This is a genomic window from Streptomyces sp. NPDC005070 (genome assembly GCF_053600395.1).
Window position 1 is genome coordinate 1 of record NZ_JBSFZS010000067.1, and the last position, 17,945, is coordinate 17,945.

A 17,945-nucleotide genomic window follows, 5' to 3' on the forward strand; every position below is an offset into this window, starting at 1 on the left:
GTACATCCAGTACGAGGACTTCCGGCCGGCACACCGAGAGCACGCACCGGGCGCCGCTCCTTGACGGGCAAACGTTGCCTGCCGCGGCACTAGCCAAAGGGGCGGGCGGACCGGGCCAGAAGCCTCAGAACTCCGGCCAGGACGGCTCTTCCCGTCCTTGCCGGGGTAGTTCGAGACCCGAATCGGCCGCCGAGTCGCAGTACTCCCGTACCGCGCTGGTACGTGCCACCACGCGCCCCCGGTGGATCACGATGCGGCTGTACGAGAGGGACAGCGCTCCTGCCAGACCGTCCCCGCGTACGGCGAGCAACTCGGCCGGGAACCCCGCCTCCACGCGCACCTCGGGCAGCCCGAGGACGGCTCTGGCGGCACAACTCACCGTGTCGTACGCCTCCTCGGGGTGCAGCCCGTACCGGGAAGCGAGCAAGTAGGCGGGCTCCAGCGGGTCTCCGCGTCCCACCGGGTTGGACACGTCACGCAGGGCGCCGCCGCCCGCCGCGACCCGTACTCCGGCCGCGCGCAGGAGCCGTACGGGTGCCGTGCCGCGCCCGTCGGCCGAGCCGCAGCCGCCCTGTGGCAGACACACCACGGTCACTCCGGCGGCGGCGAGTTGGTCCGCGGCGCGGGCGGCCACCTCGGAGGGCAGCCGGCCGAGCCCGCCGCACGGGCCGAGGGTCACACCGGGCCGCAGCCCGCCCGCCATCGCGGCCAGCCGGGCCAGCCGGGCGGGATCGGCGGCATCCGTGTGCAGATCCACCGGACAGCCGTGCTCGGAGGCGAGTTCCAGGACGGCCTCGACGTAGCCCGTCGGATCGGGGTCGGCGTCCGGGCAGCCGCCCACCACGGAAGCGCCCATTTTTAGGGCGTCCCGCAGCATCGCGAGCCCGTCGGCGCCGGCCGCCCCGGTCAGCACCCGCGGCATGGCGGCTGTCGTCAGTTCGGCGAGCCCCCGCAACGACCGCCGCACCTCGAGCACCGCCGCCAGCGCGTCCAGCCCCTGCACGTCACCGACGCGCACATGGGACCGCAACGCGGTGGCCCCATGCCCGAGTTGCAGCAGGGCCGCCTCGGTGGCCCTGCGCCGGATCGCCAGGTCGTCGTACGCGAGAGGTCCGTCGCCGTCGGCCGTCAGGGCCGTGTCGCTGTGCGCGTGGGCCTCGGCGGGGGCCGGCAGGAGGAGGTAGCCGTCGAGGTCCACCCGTGCGGCGCGAGCCCCCGAGGCCCCCGCCGCCAGGCTTCCCGCGGTGCCGACCGCCTCGATACGGCCGCCGCCGAGCCGCACGTCCACGGTCCGGCCGTCGGTGAGCCGCGCCCCGCACAGCAGGAGAGCGGCCGGGTCGGTCTGTTCCGAGGGGGAGTGGGGCGGCTGCTGCTGACTGTCGGGCATCGCGCTCCTGTGGCTCGGGGGCGGCTGCGGGAGGGACGACTGCGGAGCGTGGGGACACAAGATCACGCAGCGTGAGTCGAGCCTAGGGCGGCGACCCGTCGACGTCAGGGAGGAGCGCAATAGTCGTACCGGCGTGGTCCGCTGACCGGCCGCGACCGGCCTCTTTCGGGAGCGATCCCGAACAGGCCGCCTGATGACCGGTTCACGACCAGCCAGGGCGCGCCTGGTCGTCGCCCCGTCGTTCCGTGGGCCTCTCCCGGAGCTCGCCCTCGGCCCCGGTACGCGGCCGCTCGGCACAGACCACATCCGGGCTCGGCGCAGGCTACGACCGGGCCCGGCCCAGGCCACGACGGGCCCGGCGCAGGTCCGTGCCTCCGGACGCTCCGAAAGCCGTCACCACCTGTGATCCAGGAGTCCCGAGGGGCCCCTGAAGGCTTGCGGGAACGCCCGGGAAACCGCCTGTGATCAGGCCCGGGCGGGTGCCGCGAAACGGATTTGGGCGATCGGCGGCGGACCGTGTAATGTCTTCATCGCTCGCCCCAATAGCTCAGTCGGTAGAGCGTCTCCATGGTAAGGAGAAGGTCTACGGTTCGATTCCGTATTGGGGCTCTGGTGAGGGAGGTTCCCGTCGCGAGGCGGGAACCGAACCCATCAAAGCGGTGTAGCTCAGTCGGTAGAGCAAGCGGCTCATAATCGCTGTGTCACCGGTTCAAGTCCGGTCACCGCTACTGACAGTAGCCGATTGTGGGGTCGGTCCTTCGATCGGCTACTCTTCTATGCGTTAATGTCCCATCCGTTCGTCAAGGAGCACTCCTGTGGCTGCCACCGACGTCCGCCCGAAGATCACGCTGGCCTGCGTGGAGTGCAAGGAGCGGAACTACATCACCAAGAAGAACCGGCGTAACAACCCGGACCGACTGGAGATGAAGAAGCACTGCCCGCGTTGCAACGCGCACACCGCGCACCGCGAAACGCGATAATTCAGGCTCGTACACGAGGCCGTCCCCTTCACGGGGGGCGGCCTCGCGTCGTTGTGGAACCGACGTCCGGCGCGGACCGGGGCGTCATAGGCGTACCGGTGTTTTCGAGCGAAGATGGGCCGTCCGGTCAAAACGGCCGGTCCCGCTGCGGCAACCGCGACACCTGGCGCACCGAGGACATTCGGCGCACCGAAGACAGCCGCCGCAGCCGAGCCATCCGTGTGCCGAAGAAGGTGTGCGCCGAAGACACCCGGTGCACCGAAGGCATCCGGCGTGGCGAAGGCGGTCGGCGGCGCGAAGACAGCCGTCGCAGCGAAGACGAAGACATCAGGCGCGCAGCGAAGACCATCAGCGCAGCGAAGACAACCAGGAGGTGCCGAGCCCATGGCGCTCGACCAGTCCTTCGTGGGGCGGTCCTACCCGCCCACCGACCCCTATGAGGTCGGTCGGGAGAAGATCCGCGAGTTCGCGGAGGCCGTGGGGGACAGCAACCCTGCGTACACGGACCCCGAGGCCGCACGTGCTCTCGGTCACCCCGACGTGATCGCCCCGCCCACTTTTGTGTTCGCCATCACGTTCAAGGCCGCGGGCGAGGTCGTCCAGGACCCGCAGCTGGGCCTCGACTACAGCCGGGTGGTGCACGGCGACCAGAAGTTCGCGTACACGCGTCCGGTGCGCGCGGGCGACCGGCTCACGGTCACCTCGACCATCGAGTCGATCAAGTCCCTCGCGGGCAACGACATCCTGGACGTCCGTGGCGAGGTCCACGACGAAGCGGGCGAGCATGTCGTGACGGCTGTCACGAAGCTCGTGGCCCGCGCGGCGGAGGTGGGCTGACATGGCGGCGAAGATCTCTTACTCGGACGTCGAGGTCGGCACCGAGCTGCCGCCTCAGACGTTCTCCGTGACGCGCGCCACGCTCGTGCAGTACGCGGGGGCCTCCGGCGACTTCAACCCGATCCACTGGAACGAGAAGTTCGCGGTCGAGGTGGGCCTTCCCGACGTCATCGCGCACGGCATGTTCACGATGGCCGAGGCGATCCGTGTGGTGACCGACTGGGTCGGCGACCCGGCCGCCGTCGTCGAGTACGGAGTTCGCTTCACCAAGCCCGTCGTCGTCCCGAACGACGACAAGGGCGCCACCATCGAGGTCGGCGGCAAGGTCGCCGCCAAGCTCGACGACAACACCGTCCGCGTCGACCTCACGGCGACCAGCGGCGGTCAGAAGGTCTTGGGGATGTCTCGCGCGGTCGTACGACTGGCCTGACCTGACCCTGGGGATTCGGCCGGGAGCGCCCGGGAGGCGGCCGAGAGCTGTAGTGGCTCACGGGCGTCCACGCTTCGTAAGCCTTGTCCCGTAAGCCTTGTAAGGGGCGTCCGTCCATGGCGGGCGCCCCTTACGCAACGGCGACCGCCCCAGGCGGTGCCCGTCCCAGGCCGCGCCTGCTCAAGCCCGGCGCCCGCCCGACGCGGCACCCGCCCAAGAGCCAACACCCGCCCAAGAGCCGGCACCCGCCCCCGCGACCCCTCCCACCCCCACCCTTGACGTAGTTAGTGATTGAGTACTAACTTAGCCGTATGGTCAGGATGAGCGCAGAGGAGAGGCGCGAGAGCGTCATCCGCGCGGCGATGAGCGAGTTCGCCCGCGGTGGCTACCACGGCACATCCACCGAGGCGATCGCCCGGCGCGTAGGCGTCTCGCAGCCGTATCTCTTCAGGCTCTTCCCGGGCAAGAAGGCGATCTTCCTGGCGGCCGCCGAGCGCTGCATGGAGCTCGCCCGGCAGACCATGGTGGAGGCCGCCGAAGGGCTGGAGGGCGAAGAGGCCCTGCATGCCATGGCCAACGCCTACGTCAAGGTCATCGCGGAGCACCCGGAGCGGCTGCTCATGCAGATGCAGACGTACGTCGCGGTGGCGGCGGCCGAGGAGGCCGGTGATCACGAGTTCGGCGAGGCGATCCGGGCCGGCTGGATGCGGCTGTGGGACGCCGTGCACGTGCCGCTCGGGGCCGAAGCCGGCGAGACGACGACCTTCATGGCGTACGGAATGCTCATCAACTGCCTGGTGGCGATGGGGTTCCCGCCCGAGCACCGGGTCTGGGAAGGGCTCTACCCGTCGGCGCGGTCCACGGGCCGGCTGGAGAAGTAGCGCGGGAGAGAAGGCGGAGTGCGGCGCCTTTTCATGTCCATAAAAGTTAGTCATCAATAACTAATCGTCAATGACGATCACATCAGGCTCTGGGGGAGCGATGTCTCAGCGGACGACAAAAACAGCAGACGCGGTACCAGTACCGGAGCCGGCCGCGCGTCGCGGCGGAGCCGGGTGGGCCCTTCTCATCACGAGCGTCGCCGGGTTCATGGCGGCCCTCGACAACCTCGTCGTCACCACCGCGCTGCCCTCCATCCGCAAGGATCTCGGGGGAGCGCTCGGCGACCTGGAATGGACCGTGAGCGCCTACACGCTCACCTTCGCCGTCCTCCTGATGTTCGGCGCGGCGCTCGGTGACCGGTTCGGCCGCCGCAGGCTCTTCCTGGTCGGCCTGACCATCTTCACCGGCGCCTCGGCAGCCGCGGCCATGGCCCCCGGCATCGACTCGCTGATCGCCGCCCGCGCGGTCCAGGGCGTCGGCGCGGCGATCATGATGCCGCTGACCCTGACCCTGCTGACCGCCGCGGTCCCCGTGGCCAAGCGCGGGATGGCGTACGGGATCTGGGGCGCCGTCAACGGCCTCGCGGTGGCCTCGGGGCCCCTCATCGGCGGCAGCCTCACCGAACACGTCTCCTGGCACTGGATCTTCTGGCTGAACGTTCCGCTGGGTCTCGCGGTGCTCCCGCTCGCCCGGCTGCGCCTGTCCGAGTCGTTCGGCGCCGGCGCCCGGCTCGACTTCCCCGGCACCCTGCTCGCCAGCGGCGGCCTCTTCGGGATCGTCTACGGCCTGGTCCGCGGGCCCGCCGACGGCTGGACCAGCCGGTTCGTCCTGACCGGCCTGATCGTGGGCGGTGCCCTGATCGTCGGCTTCGTCGTCCACGGCAGCCGGGCGAAGAACCCGATGCTCCCGATGCGGCTCTTCCGCTCCCGTGCCTTCGCCGGGATCAACGCGGCCAGCCTGCTGATGTTCCTCGGCATGTTCGGTTCGATCTTCCTGCTCAGCCAGTACATGCAGGGCGTGCTCGGCTACTCGCCGACCGAGGCGGGGCTGCGGATGCTTCCCTGGACCGGTATGCCGATGCTGGTCGCGCCGATCGCGGGCATCCTGTCCGATCGCATCGGCGGCCGCCCGGTGGTCGCGGCGGGCCTCTTCTTCCAGGCCGTCGGCCTCGGCTACATGGCGGTCGTGGCCACCGCCCACGCCTCCTACAGCGCTCAGTTGCCGGCTCTGATCATCAGCGGTGTCGGCATGGCGCTGTACTTCGCCCCGGCCGCCAACCTGGTCATGTCCAGCGTCCGCCCGCAGGAGCAGGGCATCGCCTCCGGCGCCAACAACGCGCTGCGCGAGGTGGGCGGTGCCCTCGGCATCGCGATCATGTCGTCGATCTTCGCCGCCCAGGGCGGATACGAGTCCGGCCAGGCCTTCGTGGACGGACTGCGGCCCGCTCTGGTCACCGGCTCGGCGGTCGTGGCCGTCGCCGGAATCGCCGCGCTGGTGATCCCGTCCCGGCGCCGCACTGCGGGGCACGCGGCGGACACGGCGGACACGGCCCAGTCCGGCTCCGCCGGGTCGGCCCCGGTGCTGGAGAGCGCCGGCCGTTGAGCATCGGGCCCACACGCGAACGGCCCCGTCCGCCCGGACGGGGCCGTACGCGTGCCTGCCCGGCGACCGCCACCCGCCCCTCACGGCAAACCCGTCCCCCGGCACCCGCGCGACCCCGCGCGCCCGGAGCAGTCGGTGCCGTCTCGTACTCTTGGGCCCGTGCAGGAACTCCACGATGCCCCGCTCGCCCCGCTGACCACCTTTCGGCTCGGCGGCCCGGCCGCCCGGCTGATCACCGCCACGACCGATGCCGAGATCGTCGCCGCCGTGCGCGAGGCCGACGACGCCGGTACGCCGCTGCTGCTCATCGGCGGCGGATCGAACCTGGTCATCGGCGACAAGGGCTTCGCCGGGACCGCCCTGTGCATCGCCACCAAGGGCTTCTCCCTCGACGGTACGAGCCTGGAGCTGGCCGCGGGCGAGGTGTGGACCGACGCGGTCGCCCGTTCCGTGGAGGCCGGGCTCGCCGGAATCGAGTGCCTCGCGGGCATCCCCGGGTCCGCCGGTGCGACACCGATCCAGAACGTGGGCGCGTACGGCCAGGAAGTGTCGTCGACGATCACCGAGGTGATCGCCTATGACCGGACGACGCGCGAGACGGTCACGCTGACCAACGCCGAGTGCGGCTTCTCGTACCGCCACAGCCGCTTCAAGGCGGACCCCGAGCGCCATGTCGTGCTGCGGGTGCGTTTCGGTCTTGAGGACGCGCAGGGGCTGTCGGCGCCGGTCAAGTACGCCGAGACGGCCCGTGCGCTCGGCGTGGAGCCCGGCGACCGTGTGCCCCTCGACGCCGCCCGCGAGACGGTCCTGAAGCTGCGTGCGGGGAAGGGCATGGTGCTCGACCCCGAGGACCACGACACCTGGTCCGCCGGATCCTTCTTCACCAACCCGATCCTCACGGACGAGGCGTTCGCCGCGTTCCACGCGCGCGTGGAGGAACGGCTCGGCGCCGGTGCCGTAGCGCCGGCGTACGCGGCGGGGGAGGGCCACACCAAGACCTCGGCGGCTTGGCTGATCGACAAGTCGGGCTTCACCAAGGGCTACGGAACCGGACCCGCCCGTATCTCCACCAAGCACACCCTCGCCCTGACCAACCGGGGCGGGGCCACCACCGAGGACCTCCTCGCGCTGGCCAGGGAAGTCGTCGCCGGAGTCCACGAGGCCTTCGGGATCACCCTCGTCAACGAGCCGGTGACGGTGAACGCGAGCCTCTGAGAGGCCCCGGGGCGGAGCCCTAGTAGGCGATGCCCACCCCGTGCTTCACGGTTCCCGGGTCGTCGATCATCGCCAGCATCGCGTGGGCCACGTCGGCGCGCGCGATGAAGCGGCCCCTGGGCGGGAAGCCGCCCACGGCCGTGCGGTAGGAGCCGGTCAGCGGCTTGTCCTGGAGGCGGGGCGGCCGGACGACGGTCCAGTCCGTGGCGCTGCCCGCGAGCTCGTCCTCCATCTCCCGCAGGTCGGCGTAGACGTCCTTCAGGATGCCGGAGATCATGCTCCGCATCGCGCGGTCGACGAGCGTGTCCTCCTCGGCGGCGGGGCCGACCGGACCCGCGCTGACCACCAGCAGTCGCCGCACCTGCTCGGCCTCCATGGCGCCGAGCACCGTACGGGTGAGCCGGGCCGCGACCCCGGCGTCCCTCCGGCTGCGCGCGCCGAGACCGGACAGGACCGCGTGCCGGCCCGCGACGGCCGGGCGCAGCGACTCCGGGTCGGTGAGGTCCGCGCGGAGGACCTCCAGACGCGCGCCCGTGACGGTGAGCCGCGCGGGATCCCGTACGACCGCCGTGACCCGGTGGCCCGCGCCGAGGGCCTGCCGGACGATCTCCTGGCCGATGCCGCCGGTGGCACCGAAAACGGTGAGTTCCATGACCTGCTCCCGCATGAGACGGAGATGAGGTGGGTGAGTGTTCACTCACCCCTGCCTCCTCTAGAGTGAGTAAGTACTCACCCACCCGTCAAGTCCGGCAGGGCAATGTCATGGAATCCTTGGGCCCCATGCAGCAGAAATCCGCCACGGAAGCCGCGCCGTCGAAGCCGGCCAGGGTCCGCATCCTCGACGCGGCGCACGAACTGATGCTCACGCTCGGCCTCTCCCGTGCCACCACCAAGGAGATCGCCAGGGCGGCCGGCTGTTCCGAGGCGGCGCTCTACAAGTACTTCGCGAGCAAGGAAGAGCTCTTCATCCAGGTCCTCCACGAGCGGCTGCCCCAACTGGGCCCCCTCCTGGAGCGGCTGACGGCCGAGCCGCGGGAGCACTCCCTGGAGGAGAACCTCACGGAGATCGCCCGCCAGGCAGCCCTCTTCTACGAGCAGAGTTTCCCGATCGCCGCCTCCTTGTACGCGGAGACACAGCTCAAGCGCCGTCACGACGACGCCATGCGGGCCATGGGCGCGGGCCCGCACATGCCCATCCGGGGCGTCGCCGCCTATCTGCTGGCGGAGCAGCGGGCCGGGCGCGTCCAGCCGGACACCGACACCTACGCGGCCGCGTCCCTCCTCCTCGGGGCCTGCGCGCAGAGGGCGTTCGCCTACGACGCCACCCCGGAGGGCACGCCGCCGCCCCTGGACACCTTCGCCCCGGCGCTCGCCCGCACCCTGCTCGCCGGGATCGCGCCCGGGGACACGACCTACTAGGCCGTCAGCCAGTCGTCGACGCCGGCCAGCAGTTTCGCCCGGACGTCCTCGGGCGCGGCCGAGGCGCGGATCGACTGCCGGGCCAGCTCGGCCAGTTCCTGGTCCGTGAAGGCGTGGTGGCGGCGGGCGATGTCGTACTGGGCGGCGAGCCGGGAACCGAAGAGCAGCGGGTCGTCGGCGCCGAGCGCCATCGGCACCCCGGCTTCGAACAGAGTGCGCAGGGGGACATCGGCGTGCTTCTCGTAGACGCCCAGGGCGACGTTCGAGGCGGGGCAGACCTCACAGGTCACCCCGCGGTCCGCGAGCCGCTTCAGCAGCCGAGGGTCCTCGGCGGCCCGCACCCCGTGGCCGATCCGGGAGGCGTGCAGGTCGTCCAGGCAGTCGCGGACCGAGGCGGGACCGGTCAGCTCGCCGCCGTGCGGCGCGGACAGCAGCCCGCCCTCGCGGGCGATGGCGAAGGCCCGGTCGAAGTCCCGGGCCATGCCCCGCCGCTCGTCGTTGGAGAGCCCGAAACCGACGATCCCCCGGTCCGCGTAGCGCACGGCGAGCCGGGCCAGGGTGCGGGCGTCCAGGGGGTGTTTCATCCGGTTGGCGGCCACCAGGACCCGCATGTCGAGCCCGGTGTCCCGCCTGGCCGAGTCGACCGCGTCCAGGATGACCTCCAGGGCCGGGAGCAGACCGCCCAGGCGCGGGGCGTACGACGTCGGGTCGACCTGGATCTCCAGCCAGCCGGAGCCGTCCTTCAGGTCCTCCTCGGCGGCCTCGCGCACCAGGCGCTGGATGTCCTCGGGCTCCCTCAGACAGGACCGCGCGGCATCGTACAGGCGCTGGAAGCGGAACCAGCCGCGTTCGTCGGTCGCCCGCAGCTTCGGCGGTTCCCCGCTGGTCAGCGCCTCGGTCAGTGTTTCGGGCAGCCGCACGCCGTACTTGTCGGCGAGCTCCAGCACGGTGCCGGGCCGCATCGACCCGGTGAAGTGCAGGTGCAGATGGGCCTTCGGAAGTTGACTGACATCACGTACGCGCTCCATCCAGAGATCCTGCCCCACCCGCGGCTCGTGCCGGTAGGGCTTTCCCTGATCGGGCGCTTGCCCGAACAGACGAACGGGGGCCGGCCGCTCCGTGGAGAGTGGCCGGCCCCCGCACGCACGCGTGGAGCGCGGTGACGTCATGGGTGCGCCGGAGGGCGCGTCAGGACGCCGGAGATCAGTCCGTCGCCTCGGCGAGCAGCTTCTGGATCCGGCTGACCCCCTCGACGAGGTCCTCGTCGCCGAGCGCGTACGACAGCCGCAGGTAGCCCGGCGTGCCGAAGGCCTCGCCCGGGACGACCGCGACCTCGGCCTCCTCCAGGATGAGCGCGGCCAGCTCGACGGTGTCCGCGGGGCGCTTGCCGCGGATCTCCTTGCCGATCAGTGCCTTCACCGAGGGGTAGGCGTAGAAGGCGCCCTCGGGCTCGGGGCAGAGCACGCCGTCGATCTCGTTCAGCATGCGCACGATGGTCTTGCGGCGGCGGTCGAAGGCCTCGCGCATCTTCGCGACGGCCGTGAGGTCGCCGGAGACGGCGGCGAGCGCGGCGACCTGGGCCACGTTCGAGACGTTCGAGGTGGCGTGAGACTGGAGGTTGGTCGCGGCCTTGATGACGTCCTTCGGGCCGATGACCCAGCCCACGCGCCAGCCGGTCATCGCGTACGTCTTGGCGACGCCGTTGACGACGATGCACTTGTCGCGCAGCTCGGGCACCACCACGGGCAGCGAGTGGAACTCCGCGTCGCCGTAGACCAGGTGCTCGTAGATCTCGTCGGTCAGGACCCACAGGCCCTTCTCGGCGGCCCAGCGGCCGATCTCCTCGATCTGCTCGCGGGTGTAGACCGCGCCCGTCGGGTTGGACGGGGAGACGAAGAGCAGCACCTTGGTGTTCTCGGTGCGGGCGGCCTCGAGCTGCTCGACCGAGACGCGGTAGCCGGTGGTCTCGTCGGCGACGACGTCCACCGGGACACCGCCGGCGAGACGGATGGACTCCGGGTAGGTCGTCCAGTACGGCGCGGGGACGATGACCTCGTCGCCCGGGTCGAGGATCGCGGCGAAGGCCTCGTAGATGGCCTGCTTGCCGCCGTTGGTGACCAGGACCTGGGCGGCCTCCACCTCGAGGCCGGAGTCGCGCAGCGTCTTCGCGGCGATCGCGGCCTTCAGCTCGGGAAGCCCGCCGGCCGGCGTGTAGCGGTGGTACTTGGGGTTCGAGCAGGCCTCGATGGCGGCCTGGACGATGTAGTCCGGGGTCGGGAAGTCGGGCTCACCGGCGCCGAAGCCGATCACCGGACGTCCGGCGGCCTTGAGTGCCTTGGCCTTGGCGTCCACGGCGAGGGTGGCGGATTCGGAGATCGCGCCGACTCGGGCGGAGACCCGGCGCTCGGTGGGAGGGGTTGCAGGGCTCATGACCCCATCGTTTCAGACCGGAATCACCCCCGGCACACGGGTTTCACGGACTGAACAAGGGCAGAACATCCGTCCGGATCCGCGCGCTCCACCAGTGGATCTTCAACGCGGCGGGCCCGTACCGACACTTTCTGTTCGACGCCCGGCTCCGGACCACGTACACTCTCACCTCGTTGGCCTTCACCGGCCGCGCTCAACCGGTGCACACCGAGCACCCGGTCGAATGCGGTACGTTGGGGGAAATCAAAGGGTCGTAGCTCAATTGGTAGAGCACTGGTCTCCAAAACCAGCGGTTGGGGGTTCAAGTCCCTCCGGCCCTGCTACACACACCTTTCGCGGATGTGTGCGCATGTACGTACTGCAATGCACCGCCGTGCGGCTCAACCGGGCGCGGCACGGTCACGACCCGGGAATCAGGTGAGGACGAGTGACGGACGCCGTGGGCTCCATCGACATGCCTGATGCCGAGGCGCCGGAGTCCAAGAAGAAGGCCCGCAAGGGCGGTAAGCGTGCCAAGAAGGGCCCGCTGAAGCGCCTTGCCACCTTCTACCGCCAGATCGTCGCGGAACTCCGGAAGGTTGTCTGGCCGACTCGCAATCAGCTGACGACTTACACCACAGTGGTGATTGTGTTCGTCGTCATCATGATCGGCCTGGTCACCGTGATTGACTATGGGCTCAACCACGCCGCCAAGTACGTCTTCGGCTGAGCCGAGAGCGAAGGGCGCCGTCACCGGCGCCCCTTTCGCGCGTTCCACCCCCATGTAACCAGGAAGAAGCAGCCACCGTGTCTGACCCGAACCTGAACGATTCCTCCGAGTCGGTCGAGTCCGTAGACGACGAGCTCGAGATCGTCGAGGGAGCGGACGTCGTGGACGAGTTCGAGGCTGCCGATGCCGCCGCCGGCGAGAGCGCCGAGGACGCGGCCCTGCACGTCGAGGACGAGTCCGGTGAGGACGTCGAGGACGCCGAGGACGAGGGCGTTTCCGACGAGGCACTCGCCGACGAGGCCGAAGAAGAGGCCGAGCCCGAAGTCGAGGCCGAGCCCGTCGACCCCGTGACCGCCCTGCGCGACGAACTGCGCCTGCTCCCCGGCGAGTGGTACGTCATCCACACGTACGCCGGTTACGAGAACCGCGTGAAGACCAACCTCGAGCAGCGTGCCGTCTCGCTGAACGTCGAGGACTTCATCTTCCAGGCCGAGGTGCCGCAGGAAGAGGTCGCGCAGATCAAGAACGGCGAGCGCAAGACGATCAAGCAGAACAAGCTCCCGGGCTACGTCCTGGTCCGTATGGACCTGACGAACGAGTCCTGGGGCGTCGTCCGCAACACTCCCGGCGTCACCGGCTTCGTGGGCAACGCCTACGACCCGTACCCGCTGACCCTGGACGAGATCGTCAAGATGCTCGCCCCGGAGGCCGAGGAGAAGGCCGCCCGCGAGGCCGCCGAGGCCGAGGGCAGGCCCGCTCCGCAGCGCAAGGTCGAGGTCCAGGTGCTGGACTTCGAGGTCGGCGACTCGGTCACCGTCACCGACGGCCCGTTCGCCACGCTGCAGGCCACCATCAACGAGATCAACGCCGACTCGAAGAAGGTCAAGGGCCTCGTCGAGATCTTCGGCCGCGAGACCCCGGTCGAGCTTTCCTTCGACCAGATCCAGAAGAACTAACACCTTCTGGCGTACGTCTTCCGAACAGGTCAGACGGGCTGTCGCAGCCGGTCTGACCTGCTCGGTTTTTAGCCGCGCACAGATACCCGTTATCGTTGTGCGGTATGCCTTCATCCGGATCATTTGCTCGGTTGAAGGCAGCCGTCCGGGGCGACTCGGACGTAGGAAGGCGAAAACGAAAGAGGACCCGGAATGCCTCCCAAGAAGAAGAAGGTCACGGGGCTTATCAAGCTCCAGATCAACGCCGGTGCGGCGAACCCGGCCCCGCCGGTCGGCCCCGCGCTCGGTCAGCACGGCGTCAACATCATGGAGTTCTGCAAGGCCTACAACGCCGCGACCGAGTCGCAGCGTGGCTGGGTCATCCCGGTGGAGATCACGGTCTACGAAGACCGCTCCTTCACCTTCGTGACCAAGACTCCGCCGGCCGCCAAGATGATCCTCAAGGCCGCGGGTGTCGAGAAGGGCTCCGGCGAGCCGCACAAGACCAAGGTCGCCAAGATCAGCCAGGCGCAGGTCCGCGAGATCGCCACGACCAAGATGCCCGACCTCAACGCCAACGACCTGGACGCCGCCGCGAAGATCATCGCCGGCACCGCCCGTTCCATGGGCATCACGGTCGAGGGCTGACACCCACCTTCGTAGGAAATCTGCGGCTCCGGCCGCACGTGGCAGGGCCTGCTCGGCCCACACCACGACTCCTCAGAACACATCAGGAGCAGTAGTGAGCAAGCGCAGCAAGTCTCTCCGCGCTGCGGACGCCAAGATCGACAGGGCGAAGCTGTACGCCCCGCTCGAGGCCGTCCGTCTCGCCAAGGAGACCTCCACGAGCAAGTACGACGGCACCGTCGAGGTCGCCTTCCGTCTGGGTGTCGACCCGCGCAAGGCCGACCAGATGGTCCGTGGCACCGTGAACCTGCCGCACGGCACCGGCAAGACCGCCCGGGTCCTGGTCTTCGCGACCGGTGACCGTGCTGCGGCCGCGGAGGCCGCGGGCGCCGACATCGTCGGCTCCGACGAACTGATCGACGAGGTCGCGAAGGGCCGTCTGGACTTCGACGCCGTCGTCGCCACCCCGGACCTCATGGGCAAGGTCGGCCGCCTCGGCCGCGTGCTCGGTCCCCGTGGTCTCATGCCGAACCCCAAGACCGGCACCGTGACCCCCGACGTCGCCAAGGCTGTCACCGAGATCAAGGGTGGCAAGATCGAGTTCCGCGTCGACAAGCACTCGAACCTGCACTTCATCATCGGCAAGGTGTCCTTCGACGACACCCAGCTGGTGGAGAACTACGGTGCGGCCCTCGACGAGATCCTTCGTCTGAAGCCGTCGGCCGCCAAGGGTCGCTACATCAAGAAGGCCGCGTTCAGCTCGACGATCGGCCCCGGCGTCCCCGTCGACCCCAACCGCACCCGCAACCTCCTCGTCGAGGAGGACCCGGCCGCCGTCTGAGCCTTCCGCTCACCCCGGTGACCGCGTCGCGCACGCGTATCTGAACGGGCCCCGCAACCTTTCGAGGTGCGGGGCCCGTCCTCATGTGCAGAAGTCTTTCCGGCCTTCGCGGGGCGAACGGCCCCGGGAGGAATCCGGATACGAGTGTCGGTGGGCTGCGCTAGCGTGCGGTTCACAGAGTTCGCATAGGGGTGGGGACGAATGAAGAGCACCATGGTCCGCCGTGTGAGTGTCTCGATCGCGCTGACGACGGCGCTGGCTGGGGTGGCGGCCTGCAACTCCTCCGACTCGTCCGGGAGTTCGGACAAGGGCGACAAGGCCGGCCACAAGAGCGCCACGCGCGTCAGCCCCATCGCGGCCCTGCGCTCCGCGGAGAGGTCCACCGACGGCGCGGACTCCGCCAGGATCGAGTCCACGACGACCCTGGGCACGCTGATGTCCATGAAGTCGGGCGGTGTCATGGCCTGGGGCGACGGCTTCACCGGCGACATGACGATCACGTACACCGGCGGCACGATGGCCGACACGATGCGCCAGATGGGCAGCGACTCCATGGAGGCCCGCTATCTGTCCGACGCCTACTACGCGAAGATGGGCGACGCCTACGCCCGGCAGGTGGGCGGCACGCACTGGATCCGGTACGGGTACGACGACCTGGCGAAGCTCGGCGGCGGCTCCGGCGCGCTCCTGAAGGACCAGATGCAGAACAGCTCGCCGAACCAGTCGGTGAAGCTCCTGCTGGCCTCCGGCGACGTGAAGAAGGTCGGCGAGGAGACGGTCCGCGGCAAGAGGACCACGCACTACGCGGGCACGGTGGACGTCGGCGACCTCGCGGCCCGGAGCTCCCACCTCACCGGGAGCCAGCTCTCCGACATGAAGAAGCAGTTCAACCAGGCCGGCATCACCACCGAGGACGTCGGCATCTGGGTCGACGCCGAGGACCTGCTCGTCAAGGCCGTCTCCAAGGCCGCGATGGCGAGCGGCACGATGTCCTCCACGACGTACTACAGCGACTACGGCGTGAAGGTCTCCGCCGTCGCGCCCCCGGCCGGTGACACCACGGACTTCAAGGACATCCTGAAGAAGCAGGGCTTGACGCCCGGCAGCGGCGACACCGCGAGCGGCTCGGGCACCGACTCCCCCTCCTGAGGCCCCGGAGTGGCCCGAAACCCAGGTGATCATTCGAACCGCCTGAGCTACGCTCGCGCCGAATCTGTGAATCGTGCATCTGTTCCTTGGGGGGAACCTTGAAGCTTTCTGTGAGCACTTCGGCAGGGCGCCGGGCGACCGGCGCGGCCCTCGCGGCGCTGGTCCTCGGCGGGGGAGCGGTGGGCTGTTCGAAGGGTGGCGCGGAGGAGTCCCCCGCGCTGACGCCCGCCGCGGCCGTGGCGAAGGCGGCGAAGAAGACCGACGACATCACCTCGTTCCACTACCGGATGACCGGCAAGGTTCCGGGAGAGGGCCGCGTCAGCGGTGAGGCGGCGATGAGCGTGAAGCCGCTGGCCATGAGCATGAAGATGACCGCCGAGGACCAGGCCACCGACGGCCCGGTCGAGATCCGCCTCGTGAACAACGCGATGTACATCGGCGGGGGCGCCCAGGCCGCCAAGGAGATGGACGGCAAGAGCTGGATCAAGTTCGACATGTCCGCCCTGGGCGCGGACAAGGAGCTGAACGCGGGCCAGCTCGGCGGCGGACAGGCCGACAAGAACCCCGCCGCCGAGTCCACCCTCCTCACCGGCTCCAAGGACGTGAAGAAGGTCGGGACCGAGACCGTCGAGGGCGTGAAGACCACGCACTACAAGGGGACGATCCCCCTGGACGCGTTCCGCAAGTCGCTCAAGAGCCAGGACAAGGCCACGCGTGAGAAGCGGGAGAAGGCCCTCGACCAGTACACCAAGATGGGCATCGACGCGATCACGATGGACATGTGGATCGACGGCGACGACCACACCAAGCAGTTCCGCATGCGGGGGACCGCCGACAAGGGTCCGCTCGACATGACCATCACCTTCCTGGACTACAACAAGCCCGTGACCGTGACCGCTCCGCCAGCCAAGGACACCGTCGACCTCGCCGAGATGATGAAGGGCGCCCAGGAGGGCTGATCCGCGCCGCCGGGTCAGCCGGACGCGGCCGGTGACGGCCGCGAGACGCGGCCGGCGGCCGGGCCGTTCGGCCGGATTTGCTTGACGGCGTCCCCTTCACGTACTCTCCTCGAGAAGCCAAAGACCGCTGGTCGTTGCCACGTGCTCGCAAGAGGACGGGGTGACCGAAGGATCCGCACTGCGGACGACCCGCGCAGGTGTTTGTGGATGTGTTCCCGGAGTTCGCACGCTCAGCGTGTGGAGTAATCCGGTCGAGCTACGCCCCGTGCGCCTGCGCCGGGGCGTTTTTGTTGTGTCGGCCCCTTCTGAGCGGTCCTCATCACCCGGAAGGAGGCCGACGCTCTATGGCAAGGCCCGACAAGGCTGCCGCGGTAGCCGAGCTCGCGGACCAGTTCCGCAGCTCGAACGCCGCCGTGCTGACCGAGTACCGGGGTCTCACCGTGGCGCAGCTCAAGACGCTGCGCCGTTCGCTCGGTGAAGACGCCCAGTACGCCGTGGTGAAGAACACGCTGACCAAGATTGCGGCCAACGAGGCCGGGATCTCGACGCTCGACGACCTGTTCAACGGTCCGACGGCGGTCGCCTTCATCTCCGGTGACCCGGTGACGTCGGCGAAGGGTCTTCGTGACTTTGCCAAGGACAACCCCAACCTCGTCATCAAGGGCGGTGTCCTTGACGGCAAGGCGCTGTCCGCCGACGAGATCAAGAAGCTTGCGGACCTCGAGTCCCGCGAGGTTCTGCTCGCCAAGCTGGCGGGTGCCTTCAAGGGCAAGCAGACGCAGACTGCTCGCCTCTTCCAGGCCCTGCCCTCGAAGTTCGTCCGCACCGCGGAGGCGCTTCGTGTCAAGCAGGCCGAGCAGGGCGGTGCCGAGTAATTCGGCTCGCGCATTGACCGCCGCCTGAGGCGACGGTCGTAGCGGGCCGAACGTACGCCCGCCTCACCAGTACATCCGGCACCTGCCGAATTAGTGGAAGGACGCCATCATGGCGAAGCTGTCCCAGGAAGAGCTGCTCGCGCAGTTCGAGAACCTCACCCTCATCGAGCTCGCCGAGTTCGTGAAGGCCTTCGAGGAGAAGTTCGACGTCACCGCCGCCGCCGCGGTCGCCGTTGCCGGTCCGGCCGGCCCCGCTGCCGTCGAGGCCGTCGAGGAGCAGGACGAGTTCGACGTCATCCTCACGGGTGCCGGCGAGAAGAAGATCCAGGTCATCAAGGTCGTGCGTGAGCTCACCTCGCTGGGCCTGAAGGAGGCCAAGGACCTCGTCGACGGCGCTCCGAAGCCCGTCCTCGAGAAGGTCGCCAAGGAGGCCGCCGAGAAGGCTGCCGAGTCCCTCAAGGGCGCCGGCGCCTCCGTCGAGGTCAAGTAACTCGACGAGTCCCCCGAGGACTCCTGTGAAGCTGTCACAGCCGCTCTCGTAGCGCTGTAACGCTGACGCACCGAAGAGCGATCACCCAACTGGGTGGTCGCTCTTCGGCGTTCCAGGGGGTCCCTGAAGCGGCAGCCTTGCGCTGCGGGTCGCGACGAGTATGGTGATCTTCGTTGTG

19 protein-coding genes and 3 tRNA genes are annotated in these 17,945 nt (G+C 69.3%); 18 read left to right on the forward strand and 4 right to left on the reverse strand.

What is annotated here, in order from left to right; all coding sequences use genetic code 11:
• Positions 1-124 precede the first annotated feature (124 nt).
• A complete protein-coding gene (locus ACWEBX_RS22545) occupies positions 125-1,387 on the reverse strand; it encodes an amidohydrolase family protein (RefSeq protein ID WP_451886623.1) in 1,263 nt (420 codons plus the stop codon).
• A gap of 536 nt (positions 1,388-1,923) precedes the next feature.
• On the opposite strand from ACWEBX_RS22545, the gene ACWEBX_RS22550 reads away from it, so the two are divergent.
• The 8 genes from ACWEBX_RS22550 (at position 1,924) to ACWEBX_RS22585 (ending at position 7,333) form a co-directional block, all read left to right on the forward strand.
• A tRNA-Thr gene (locus tag ACWEBX_RS22550) sits at positions 1,924-1,996 on the forward strand.
• Between the two features lie 46 nt (positions 1,997-2,042).
• Positions 2,043-2,115, forward strand: a tRNA-Met gene (locus ACWEBX_RS22555).
• Between the two features lie 87 nt (positions 2,116-2,202).
• A complete protein-coding gene (gene rpmG / locus ACWEBX_RS22560; RefSeq protein ID WP_003948671.1) occupies positions 2,203-2,367 on the forward strand; it encodes a 50S ribosomal protein L33 in 165 nt (54 codons plus the stop codon).
• Between the two features lie 384 nt (positions 2,368-2,751).
• Positions 2,752-3,204: a MaoC family dehydratase N-terminal domain-containing protein gene (locus tag ACWEBX_RS22565; RefSeq protein ID WP_355760795.1), complete on the forward strand. Its 453-nt coding sequence runs from the start codon at positions 2,752-2,754 to the stop codon at positions 3,202-3,204.
• A gap of 1 nt (position 3,205) precedes the next feature.
• Positions 3,206-3,634: a MaoC family dehydratase gene (locus ACWEBX_RS22570; RefSeq protein ID WP_451886624.1), complete on the forward strand. Its 429-nt coding sequence runs from the start codon at positions 3,206-3,208 to the stop codon at positions 3,632-3,634.
• A gap of 311 nt (positions 3,635-3,945) precedes the next feature.
• Positions 3,946-4,515, forward strand: coding sequence for a TetR/AcrR family transcriptional regulator (locus ACWEBX_RS22575; protein ID WP_451886625.1), 570 nt, complete (start codon positions 3,946-3,948; stop codon positions 4,513-4,515).
• Positions 4,516-4,615: 100 nt separating this feature from the next.
• Positions 4,616-6,118 (forward strand): DHA2 family efflux MFS transporter permease subunit, encoded by a 1,503-nt coding sequence (locus ACWEBX_RS22580; protein WP_451886626.1) that lies wholly within the window; start codon positions 4,616-4,618, stop codon positions 6,116-6,118.
• A 159-nt stretch (positions 6,119-6,277) separates the two neighbouring features.
• Positions 6,278-7,333: a UDP-N-acetylmuramate dehydrogenase gene (locus tag ACWEBX_RS22585; protein WP_451886627.1), complete on the forward strand. Its 1,056-nt coding sequence runs from the start codon at positions 6,278-6,280 to the stop codon at positions 7,331-7,333.
• A 19-nt stretch (positions 7,334-7,352) separates the two neighbouring features.
• On the opposite strand, the gene ACWEBX_RS22590 is transcribed toward ACWEBX_RS22585, so the two are convergent.
• The gene (locus ACWEBX_RS22590) at positions 7,353-7,985 is read right to left on the reverse strand and encodes an NAD(P)-dependent oxidoreductase (protein ID WP_451886628.1); all 633 of its coding nucleotides are present in this window, start codon (positions 7,983-7,985) and stop codon (positions 7,353-7,355) included.
• Between the two features lie 128 nt (positions 7,986-8,113).
• On the opposite strand from ACWEBX_RS22590, the gene ACWEBX_RS22595 reads away from it, so the two are divergent.
• The gene (locus tag ACWEBX_RS22595; RefSeq protein ID WP_451886629.1) at positions 8,114-8,752 is read left to right on the forward strand and encodes a TetR/AcrR family transcriptional regulator; all 639 of its coding nucleotides are present in this window, start codon (positions 8,114-8,116) and stop codon (positions 8,750-8,752) included.
• Here ACWEBX_RS22595 and ACWEBX_RS22600 read toward each other — a convergent pair.
• Positions 8,749-9,780 (reverse strand): adenosine deaminase, encoded by a 1,032-nt coding sequence (locus tag ACWEBX_RS22600; RefSeq protein WP_451886630.1) that lies wholly within the window; start codon positions 9,778-9,780, stop codon positions 8,749-8,751. The two genes, ACWEBX_RS22595 and ACWEBX_RS22600, sit on opposite strands and share 4 nt — an antisense overlap.
• Before the next feature lie 175 nt (positions 9,781-9,955).
• Positions 9,956-11,182 (reverse strand): pyridoxal phosphate-dependent aminotransferase, encoded by a 1,227-nt coding sequence (locus tag ACWEBX_RS22605; protein WP_451886631.1) that lies wholly within the window; start codon positions 11,180-11,182, stop codon positions 9,956-9,958.
• Positions 11,183-11,429: 247 nt separating this feature from the next.
• Here ACWEBX_RS22605 and ACWEBX_RS22610 point away from each other — a divergent pair.
• The 9 genes from ACWEBX_RS22610 to rplL all read left to right on the forward strand — a co-directional run bounded on the left by ACWEBX_RS22610 (position 11,430) and on the right by rplL (position 17,767).
• Positions 11,430-11,502, forward strand: a tRNA-Trp gene (locus tag ACWEBX_RS22610).
• A gap of 107 nt (positions 11,503-11,609) precedes the next feature.
• Positions 11,610-11,891 carry a preprotein translocase subunit SecE gene (secE, locus tag ACWEBX_RS22615; protein ID WP_153289137.1) on the forward strand — a complete coding sequence of 94 codons (282 nt, stop codon included), beginning with the start codon at positions 11,610-11,612 and terminating at the stop codon, positions 11,889-11,891.
• 77 nt (positions 11,892-11,968) lie between these two features.
• Positions 11,969-12,847 (forward strand): transcription termination/antitermination protein NusG, encoded by an 879-nt coding sequence (gene nusG / locus ACWEBX_RS22620; RefSeq protein ID WP_451886632.1) that lies wholly within the window; start codon positions 11,969-11,971, stop codon positions 12,845-12,847.
• 192 nt (positions 12,848-13,039) lie between these two features.
• Positions 13,040-13,474: a 50S ribosomal protein L11 gene (rplK, locus tag ACWEBX_RS22625; RefSeq protein WP_355760821.1), complete on the forward strand. Its 435-nt coding sequence runs from the start codon at positions 13,040-13,042 to the stop codon at positions 13,472-13,474.
• 94 nt (positions 13,475-13,568) lie between these two features.
• Positions 13,569-14,294, forward strand: a complete 726-nt coding sequence (gene rplA, locus ACWEBX_RS22630; protein WP_355987555.1) for a 50S ribosomal protein L1 — start codon at positions 13,569-13,571, stop codon at positions 14,292-14,294.
• Positions 14,295-14,495: 201 nt separating this feature from the next.
• Positions 14,496-15,443, forward strand: coding sequence for a hypothetical protein (locus tag ACWEBX_RS22635; protein WP_451886633.1), 948 nt, complete (start codon positions 14,496-14,498; stop codon positions 15,441-15,443).
• 110 nt (positions 15,444-15,553) lie between these two features.
• Positions 15,554-16,402: an LppX_LprAFG lipoprotein gene (locus ACWEBX_RS22640; protein ID WP_451886634.1), complete on the forward strand. Its 849-nt coding sequence runs from the start codon at positions 15,554-15,556 to the stop codon at positions 16,400-16,402.
• A 344-nt stretch (positions 16,403-16,746) separates the two neighbouring features.
• Entirely contained in the window at positions 16,747-17,277 is a 531-nt protein-coding gene (gene rplJ, locus ACWEBX_RS22645; RefSeq protein ID WP_037627039.1) for a 50S ribosomal protein L10, read from the forward strand.
• A 109-nt stretch (positions 17,278-17,386) separates the two neighbouring features.
• The gene (rplL, locus tag ACWEBX_RS22650; protein WP_328449285.1) at positions 17,387-17,767 is read left to right on the forward strand and encodes a 50S ribosomal protein L7/L12; all 381 of its coding nucleotides are present in this window, start codon (positions 17,387-17,389) and stop codon (positions 17,765-17,767) included.
• The last annotated feature ends 178 nt before the right edge of the window (positions 17,768-17,945 follow it).

Excerpts from the sequence above, each read along its gene's own strand:
- ACWEBX_RS22595 (WP_451886629.1), top strand. The coding sequence starts at position 8,114 with ATGCAGCAGAAATCCGCCACGGAAGCCGCGCCGTCGAAGCCGGCCAGG.
- ACWEBX_RS22580 (WP_451886626.1), top strand. The coding sequence starts at position 4,616 with ATGTCTCAGCGGACGACAAAAACAGCAGACGCGGTACCAGTACCGGAG.
- ACWEBX_RS22565 (WP_355760795.1), top strand. The coding sequence starts at position 2,752 with ATGGCGCTCGACCAGTCCTTCGTGGGGCGGTCCTACCCGCCCACCGAC.
- ACWEBX_RS22590 (WP_451886628.1), bottom strand. The coding sequence starts at position 7,985 with ATGGAACTCACCGTTTTCGGTGCCACCGGCGGCATCGGCCAGGAGATC.
- rplK (WP_355760821.1), top strand. The coding sequence starts at position 13,040 with ATGCCTCCCAAGAAGAAGAAGGTCACGGGGCTTATCAAGCTCCAGATC.
- rplL (WP_328449285.1), top strand. The coding sequence starts at position 17,387 with ATGGCGAAGCTGTCCCAGGAAGAGCTGCTCGCGCAGTTCGAGAACCTC.
- ACWEBX_RS22575 (WP_451886625.1), top strand. The coding sequence starts at position 3,946 with ATGGTCAGGATGAGCGCAGAGGAGAGGCGCGAGAGCGTCATCCGCGCG.
- ACWEBX_RS22605 (WP_451886631.1), bottom strand. The coding sequence starts at position 11,182 with ATGAGCCCTGCAACCCCTCCCACCGAGCGCCGGGTCTCCGCCCGAGTC.
- ACWEBX_RS22600 (WP_451886630.1), bottom strand. The coding sequence starts at position 9,780 with ATGGAGCGCGTACGTGATGTCAGTCAACTTCCGAAGGCCCATCTGCAC.
- ACWEBX_RS22570 (WP_451886624.1), top strand. The coding sequence starts at position 3,206 with ATGGCGGCGAAGATCTCTTACTCGGACGTCGAGGTCGGCACCGAGCTG.
- ACWEBX_RS22545 (WP_451886623.1), bottom strand. The coding sequence starts at position 1,387 with ATGCCCGACAGTCAGCAGCAGCCGCCCCACTCCCCCTCGGAACAGACC.
- rplJ (WP_037627039.1), top strand. The coding sequence starts at position 16,747 with ATGGCAAGGCCCGACAAGGCTGCCGCGGTAGCCGAGCTCGCGGACCAG.
- ACWEBX_RS22635 (WP_451886633.1), top strand. The coding sequence starts at position 14,496 with ATGAAGAGCACCATGGTCCGCCGTGTGAGTGTCTCGATCGCGCTGACG.